The sequence below is a fragment of the Cellulosilyticum sp. genome, from assembly GCF_982396655.1.
Window position 1 is genome coordinate 61,141 of the sequence record NZ_CEVXFV010000020.1, and the last position, 7,682, is coordinate 68,822.

The window sequence follows — 7,682 nt, forward strand, 5'->3', positions numbered from 1 at the left end:
CTGCTACTTATTAGATTTCATTTTACATATAACCATCTTTACGTAATTTTTGCATTGCATAGGCATCTTCTTGGTCTTGCGCACGTCCTGCACGTTCACTTGTTGTCGTAACCATTAATTCATTAATAATATCTTCAATCGTTGTGGCATCAGATTCAACTTTTCCAGTACATGGTGCACACCCTAAGCTACGATAACGTTTGCCTTCTTTTGCAAAATATAAATCTATAATAGGGATATTTTCACGTTTGATATATTCCCAAATATCAATTTCATTCCAATGAAGTAATGGATGTACACGAATGTGATTACCTTTTGGAAAATCTGTTTTAAATTGATCCCAAAGTTCTGGGGGTTGATTCGTATAATCCCATTCATCATTGGCATTTCTTTCACTAAAGACGCGTTCCTTTGAACGAGAACCTTCTTCATCACGTCTTACACCTACAATTAAACCTTCAAAGCCATAGTTATGAACAACTTGCTGTAAACCTTCTGTTTTAAGTGCCTTACAGCAAACTAATCGTCCTTTATCTGGTCCCATACCTGCATCAATAGCTTCTTGATTGGTGTGTACAATTAAATCTAAATTCATTTCCTTTGCAACACGGTCACGATAAGCAATCATCTCCGGAATCTTATAAGTTGTATCTACATGAATAAACGGAAATGGGCAATGTCCATAAAAAGCTTTTTTAGCTAACCATAATAATACAGTCGAGTCTTTACCAATCGACCATAACATTCCTAATTTTCCCAGTTTCTTATAAGCTTCTCTTAATATAAATATACTTTGTGCCTCTAAACGATCTAAGTGATCCATTTTAAATCCCTCCTAATATGCATTTGCACTTTTTTTATTGGTTATAATTTCTTGTTTCTTTCCATCTGGACTTGTAATTTGCCAGTGTAATTCATTTTCTCCATCACTAACAGTCATTAGACTTCCCTTCCCCCCTATATCTGCACCTAGAAAATAAGCAATCGCTTCGTATTCGCAAGCCTTTAGGCAAGATGTACAACCCCAGCAAGCTTCTGGGCATCTAATTTTAGTACGATGATTTTCATCTGCTATCAGTAAATTACCCGGACATACCTTACGGCATTTCCCACATCCTGTACATTTGTTTTTATGAATGATAATGCTCATAAGTCTCCCCCTTTTTCACCAAGTCTCTATAAATGATTTGAATTTGTCCATTCACCTTTTTAGAATTGACATATTTTAAGAACGCATCACTTTGATTGGGATAATCTTTGTTTTCTGCAAAACTATGCCATCTTGTTTCCTTTCTTGCACGTAAGTGGGCAATAACCACTGTCGCTACCTCTAGGCGTTCTTTAAGTTCATACAGCTGCATCAACTCATAAGGGTCTTTTGCATAAAGCTGCTCACTTAACTTCGTCAAATTTTCTATTTCTGTTTGTGCTACCTGTAGTTTTGCCTCATTGTATTCATAATGTGTCGCAATGCCACCCGCATAAGTATCCATCACCTTTTGCATCGCTTCTTCAATTTGTGTGATACTATAAATGCCTTTTTGCCCTCTTAGATAAGACTGTACCTCTTCATACTTCTTAGTAGCTAACAACTTATTTTTAAGTTGTAATGCTTCTAAGTCATTATCTAGTTGATTTGCTTTATTCAAATCTGCAATAACTGATTCCGCTGCAATTTCACCTTCTACTAAAGCGCCCGTTACATATTTTTGAGGGCAGCCCCCTGCTACATCTCCTGCAGCATATAGACCTTTTAATGTGGTACGACGTTCATTATCTACCCAGTAACCACTGGCTGTATGACCACCTACTATATAAGGCTCTGTTCCTTCTATTTCTACATTAACTTCACTGGGGCCTTTGTCATTTTCTAACCACTTTAATGTTTGAGCAGGTGACATATTCAAGTACGCTTTTAAAAGAGATTGTTCCTCTTCTTTATTAATACCTTTTGTTTGTAAGTAACAAGGCCCACGCCCTGCTTTATTTTCCGAAACAGTACCATAAACACGTTCTGAAGTTGTTAAGCCATACTTCTGTTCATATACTTCTCCTAAACTGTTAATTTGTTTTGCCCCTACACCTTGGGCAATTGTTCCTGTAGGTGAAATTGTATCTTTACATCTTAAAGCAATAAAACGCATTTCAAAGGTGGTCATCTCTGCTCCTGCACGAATCCCCATGGCATAACCAGCACCTGTATTAAATGGACTATACCACATCTTATGTTTTGAAAAACCTGGGTTATTAGGTTTATAAATCCCTGAAGCGCCACCTGTGGTGCAAATAACTGCTTTTGCATAAATGGTATAAAAAATAGACTTTTCTGCGCCAATAGCATATACGCCAACTACCTTGCCATCTTCTACAATATAATCAATGGCACTTACTTCTTCATAAACCTTCACTCTAGGACTCTTCTCTACAGCTTTTGCTAAAATGGGCTTAATGTTTTCACCATTAATCTTAATGTTACGATTACCTCTCGTCACGTAATTGCCTGCTTTATCTTTTAAGATTACAAGACCTAATTCTTCAAGGCGCCTTGTTACCTTATTAAGCCTTTGTGCCATAGAGAGTAGTAAGTCTTCTCTTACAATATCTGCTGCGTCTTTTCTAGCATAAGCTACATAATCTTCTGGTGTTTTACCTGGTACAATATAGGCATTTAAAGCATTTACACCAGCGGCTAAGCAGCCACTTCTTACAATATGGGCTTTTTCTAAAATGATAGTTTCTAGATTGCTTTGCTCAGAAAGTGTTAATGCAGCATAACAGCCTGCCGTCCCGCCACCTATAATGAGTACATCTGTTTGTATCGTTTGTCTTTCCATTTTCCCACCTCTTTTTCTTAATACTAAATATAAACTGGCATACGATCCTGTTTATACTCATTTTCAACTACTGTTGTTTTTTCACCATCCAATAAATATAGGCGATGAATCAAAGCATGTACTTGTTCTCCTACTTGAACAGGTGTTTTTTCTAAACTTCTATAGCCGATGACTTCTAGATTACCTATTGCAATCTGTACTTCTAAATTACTGCCCCTAAATATAATTGCCTTTACTGTACCCATTTCAGCTGCTGATTCACTGACGATTGGCTCATCTAACTTTGTAATCTCTACAAACTCGGGACGAATAACCGCTTCCATACCAGGCTTCACCTCACCAAATCCTTTTAAGCATTCATAATTTGACAGCAATGTAGATTCTCCTATAAACTGTGCCACGAAGGGTGTTTTAGGCGATTTATAAATAGCTAACGGGCTACCGATTTGTTCGATTTGTCCTTTATTAGTAACAATAATGGTATCTGCCACTTCCACCGCTTCATCTTGATCATGGGTTACAAAGATACTGGTAATATTTAATTGCTTCACCATTTCCTTAAGCCAAGTACGTAATTCCTTTCTCACTTTAGCATCAATCGCTGCAAAAGGTTCATCTAATAATAAAAGGTGTGGCCTTGGGGCAATTGCTCTTGCAAAAGCTACCCTTTGTCTTTGTCCGCCTGAAAGTTGATGAGGATAGCGTTTCTCTAGCCCTCCTAATCCAATAAGTGCAATAAGTTCCTTGACTCTTTTATCAATTTCTTTAGGATTTACCCTTTGTACCCTTAAACCAAAAGCAATATTTTCATAAATGGTCATATGACGAAATAAAGCATAATTTTGAAATAAGAAGCCAATTTCACGTTTTCCTGCTGGCACATCATTGATCCTTTTTCCCTCTATATAAATATCACCTGTGTCTGGTGTTTCAAGTCCCGCGAGCATGCGTAAAATCGTTGTTTTACCACTACCACTTGGTCCTAGCAAAGCGACTATTTCCCCTTTTTCAATCTTAAAGTTCACATTATGAGATGCCTTAAAGTCCCTATAGCTTTTATTTAAGTTATTGACTGTAACATACATGTCTTATCCTCTCTTTCCTCTTGTTTCTACAATGTTACGAAGTATTAAAATGATTACTGCTAATACAACTAAAACAGATGCAACTGCAAAAGCTGCTGTATAAGCATATTCGTTATATAAAATCTCAATATGCAAAGGTAATGTATTTGTTTTTCCTCTAATATGTCCTGAAACAACTGATACGGCTCCAAACTCACCCATAGCTCTTGCCGCACATAAGATGACGCCATACAAAAGTCCCCATTTTATATTTGGTAAAGTAACCTTTCTAAAAATCGTAAGTCCCTTTGCACCAAGTAAAGCCGCGGCTTCTTCTTCATCTGTTCCTTGGGCCTGCATTAAAGGAATGATTTCTCTTGCTACAAATGGAAAGGTTACAAAAATCGTAGCTAATATAATCCCTGGTACTGCAAAAATAATTTTAATATGTGCAGCTTGCAAGAGGCTGCTAAAAAGCCCCGTCCTTCCAAAAGTTAAAATAAACACTAAACCAGCTATAATAGGTGAAATTGCAAACGGTAAATCTAAGAAGGTTAGCAAAATATTTTTACCTTTAAATTGAAACTTTGTAATACTCCATGCCATCACTAGACCAAATATGGTGTTTAAAGTAGTGGCTATAACTGTAGCGAGTAAGGTTAATTTAAGTGCGGATAACGCTGCACTATCCGTAATTGCCTTAGCATATTCCCCTATACCTTTTCTTAATGCTTCACTTATAATTACACAAAGTGGAAAACCTAACATAATCACTAAGAATACAACACTGATTGTAATCAAAATAATACGTGACATATTCTTTTTGATATGTTTCTTTTTATCATATATACTTTCTCCATAGTGAGTCTTAATGTCTAAACCTTCTATTCCTATATCTTTCATGTCTTCTACCCCCTTATCACTTTGTTATTATGCTTTTGAATTAAGTTAATGATAAATAACATTATGAAGGAAAAGACCAACATAACAATTGACAATGCTGTGGCCCCTTCATAGTCATATTGTTCTAGCTTTGACATGATTAGAAGTGGTGCAATCTCTGTTTTCATTGGCATATTTCCTGCGATGAAAACCACACTGCCATATTCGCCTAATGCTCTAGCAAAAGCTAATGAAAAACCTGTTAAAAGTGGTGCCATAATCTCTGGCAAAATCACACGTCTAAAAGTTGTAAAACCATTTGCTCCTAACATTGTTGCTGCTTCTTCATACTGACTATCTAAACTTTCAAGTACAGGTTGCACAGCCCTTACAACAAAAGGAATACCTGTAAAAACTAATGCAATTGTAATACCAAAAGTAGAAAAGGCACTTTCTATACCTAAACCATATAGTACTTTGCCAATCCAACCATTTTCAGAATACAACGTCGTAAGTGCAATCCCTGCTACTGCTGTAGGTAAAGCAAAAGGTAAATCAATACAACCATCTAAAAGTCTTTTAAAAGGAAAGTCATACTTCACTAAAGTCCAAGCTAATATAAGACCAAATACACCATTTATAAACGCTGCTTTAAAAGCACATCCAAAGCTAATGCCATAACTTGCTATGGCACGTTTACTACTTACTACCTCTACAAACTGATTAAATCCCATTCCCATACTTTGAAGGAGTAAGGTACTTAAAGGAATCAGTACGAGTAAACTTAAATAAATAATGGTAATGCCCATTGTAAGCTTAAACCCAGGAATAACATATTTCTTCTTTTTCATCGCTGCCTCCTTACTCATTAACACCATAAATTGCATCAAAAATTCCACCATCTGCAAAATGTGTCTTTTGTGCATTTTGCCATCCACCAAACACCTCATCTACTGTCACTAGTTTTAAACTTGGAAAAGTATCTGCGTACTTCTTAGCAATTTCCTCATTAATTGGACGATAATAATTTTTAGCAATAATCTCTTGCCCCTCTGGGGTATATAAATAATTTAAATAAGCTGTTGTAACTTCTCGTGTTCCTTTGTCATCAACTACCTCATCTACAATAGCTACTGGCGGCTGAGCTAAAATGCTCATAGAAGGTACAACAATTTCAAAAGCATCATCACCGCGCTCTTGTAAAGTTAAAAAAGCTTCATTTTCCCATGCAATTAATACATCTCCTATGCCATTTTCCACAAATGTCGTCGTTGCTCCTCTTGCACCAGAATCTAAAACATCTACATTCTCATATAAAGCTTTTACAAAATCCTGAGCTGCTGTTTCATCATTATTATTTTGTTCTAAGGCATAAGCCCATGCTGCTAGATAATTCCATCTTGCACCGCCTGATGTTTTAGGATTTGGTGTGACTACAGCTACATCTTCCCTTATTAAGTCATTCCAATCTTTAATCTGCTTTGGATTTCCCTTTCTGACTAAGAAAACAATAGTTGAAGTATATGGTGAACTACTTCCTTCAAATTCACTTTGCCAATTGTCATCAATAAGTCCTGCTGCACTAATTGCATCAATATCATAGCCTAAAGCTAAGGTCACTACATCAGCTTCTAAACCTTCAATGACACCTCTTGCTTGCTTGCCTGAGCCACCATGTGATTGATTAATGATAATATCTTGACCTGTTTTTTCTTTCCAATATGCTGTGAAACTTTCATTAATTTGTGTATAAAGTTCTCTAGTTGGATCATACGACACATTTAAAAGTTCTACACTTTGATTGTCTGCATGATTTGTTGATTCACCGCATCCCACTAGTACACCTAAGCCTAATGCACCTACCATAATATATTTCAATCCTAATTTTAATTTAAAAGATAAATTTCGTCTTATCATTTTATCCCCCCTTATCTATTTATAATCCCAAGTTAACACATAGGATTAATATGCTTTGCGTTTTAATATGTTTTATACTTTATTATATTTTTTAATAATTGTCAATATATTTTATAATATTGCCAGTATTTAAAAAATCATTTTCCTAAAGCTCAACTAAAGTGTTTATTCTATACTGTATGAACAAACAAAAACCATGCATAATACTAGAATAATATACCTAGTATTATGCATGGTTTTTATTTACGAAAATTTATAAATATTGATTTATTTCTGTTTTATCTACTTTCTAAAACTTGATCATATGCCTCTCTTGTAGATTCATCCATAAACACAAAATAAACTTCTTCTATAGCATTTTTATGGATATGCATGTATTGCTTAATCGTATTAATGGCAACTTTAGCTGCTTCACTTGCAGGATATCGATAAACACCCGTAGCAATAGATGGAAAAGCAAGTCGCCTAATACCATTTTTCTGTGCCACAGTTAATGTATTATAATAACAGGCTATAAGTTGATCCTGCTCACCATATTGCCCTCCATGCCATTTAGGACCTACTGTATGAATAATATATTCACACGGCAAACGATATGCCCTTGTGATTTTAGCTTCACCTACTTTACATCCTTTTAACTTTAAACATTCTAATAAAAGTTGTGGCCCTGCTGCCCTATGAATAGCGCCATCTACACCACCGCCTCCTAACAACGTTATATTCGCCGCATTTACAATAGCTTCTACATTTTTGATTTTTGTAATATCTCCCGATAATGTCCGAATCATAAATATCTTTCCTCCTTCTTATTGAACGCCTTGTTTATTTCATACCCTTTGGTATATAGCCTGTTATTCAAATACACCTTACACGTGTTTTATTTTATGCTTGTCTTTATTCTTTTAGCACTGCTTGCACATGTATAAAATGGCAATCGAGTAGGAGGATAACCATTAATTGATTATCCGACCTCTCACACCACCGT

General features: G+C 35.7%; 8 protein-coding genes. All 8 read right to left on the reverse strand.

Annotated features, from left to right (window positions below; genetic code table 11):
* Nucleotides 1-22: 22 nt before the first annotated feature.
* Nucleotides 23-823: a sulfate adenylyltransferase subunit CysD gene (cysD, locus tag AC1VAQ_RS10430; RefSeq protein ID WP_302598744.1), complete on the reverse strand. Its 801-nt coding sequence runs from the start codon at nt 821-823 to the stop codon at nt 23-25.
* A gap of 12 nt (nt 824-835) precedes the next feature.
* Nucleotides 836-1,150 carry a 4Fe-4S dicluster domain-containing protein gene (locus tag AC1VAQ_RS10435; protein WP_302598742.1) on the reverse strand — a complete coding sequence of 105 codons (315 nt, stop codon included), beginning with the start codon at nt 1,148-1,150 and terminating at the stop codon, nt 836-838.
* Nucleotides 1,131-2,834, reverse strand: a complete 1,704-nt coding sequence (locus tag AC1VAQ_RS10440; protein WP_479903875.1) for an adenylyl-sulfate reductase subunit alpha — start codon at nt 2,832-2,834, stop codon at nt 1,131-1,133. Before AC1VAQ_RS10440 ends, AC1VAQ_RS10435 begins: the two co-directional genes overlap by 20 nt.
* A gap of 23 nt (nt 2,835-2,857) precedes the next feature.
* Nucleotides 2,858-3,919: an ABC transporter ATP-binding protein gene (locus AC1VAQ_RS10445; protein WP_302598740.1), complete on the reverse strand. Its 1,062-nt coding sequence runs from the start codon at nt 3,917-3,919 to the stop codon at nt 2,858-2,860.
* A 3-nt stretch (nt 3,920-3,922) separates the two neighbouring features.
* Nucleotides 3,923-4,801 (reverse strand): sulfate ABC transporter permease subunit CysW, encoded by an 879-nt coding sequence (gene cysW, locus AC1VAQ_RS10450; protein WP_330697589.1) that lies wholly within the window; start codon nt 4,799-4,801, stop codon nt 3,923-3,925.
* 5 nt (nt 4,802-4,806) lie between these two features.
* Nucleotides 4,807-5,631 (reverse strand): sulfate ABC transporter permease subunit CysT, encoded by an 825-nt coding sequence (cysT, locus tag AC1VAQ_RS10455; RefSeq protein WP_302598739.1) that lies wholly within the window; start codon nt 5,629-5,631, stop codon nt 4,807-4,809.
* Nucleotides 5,632-5,641: 10 nt separating this feature from the next.
* Nucleotides 5,642-6,697 (reverse strand): sulfate ABC transporter substrate-binding protein, encoded by a 1,056-nt coding sequence (locus AC1VAQ_RS10460; RefSeq protein WP_302598738.1) that lies wholly within the window; start codon nt 6,695-6,697, stop codon nt 5,642-5,644.
* Between the two features lie 278 nt (nt 6,698-6,975).
* A complete protein-coding gene (locus AC1VAQ_RS10465) occupies nt 6,976-7,485 on the reverse strand; it encodes an O-acetyl-ADP-ribose deacetylase (RefSeq protein WP_302598737.1) in 510 nt (169 codons plus the stop codon).
* Nucleotides 7,486-7,682 lie beyond the last annotated feature (197 nt).

What these genes read in the sequence shown, in the direction of transcription:
- cysD (WP_302598744.1), bottom strand. Translation starts at nt 823, where the DNA reads ATGGATCACTTAGATCGTTTAGAGGCACAAAGTATATTTATATTAAGA.
- AC1VAQ_RS10435 (WP_302598742.1), bottom strand. Translation starts at nt 1,150, where the DNA reads ATGAGCATTATCATTCATAAAAACAAATGTACAGGATGTGGGAAATGC.
- AC1VAQ_RS10440 (WP_479903875.1), bottom strand. Translation starts at nt 2,834, where the DNA reads ATGGAAAGACAAACGATACAAACAGATGTACTCATTATAGGTGGCGGG.
- AC1VAQ_RS10445 (WP_302598740.1), bottom strand. Translation starts at nt 3,919, where the DNA reads ATGTATGTTACAGTCAATAACTTAAATAAAAGCTATAGGGACTTTAAG.
- cysW (WP_330697589.1), bottom strand. Translation starts at nt 4,801, where the DNA reads ATGAAAGATATAGGAATAGAAGGTTTAGACATTAAGACTCACTATGGA.
- cysT (WP_302598739.1), bottom strand. Translation starts at nt 5,631, where the DNA reads ATGAAAAAGAAGAAATATGTTATTCCTGGGTTTAAGCTTACAATGGGC.
- AC1VAQ_RS10460 (WP_302598738.1), bottom strand. Translation starts at nt 6,697, where the DNA reads ATGATAAGACGAAATTTATCTTTTAAATTAAAATTAGGATTGAAATAT.
- AC1VAQ_RS10465 (WP_302598737.1), bottom strand. Translation starts at nt 7,485, where the DNA reads ATGATTCGGACATTATCGGGAGATATTACAAAAATCAAAAATGTAGAA.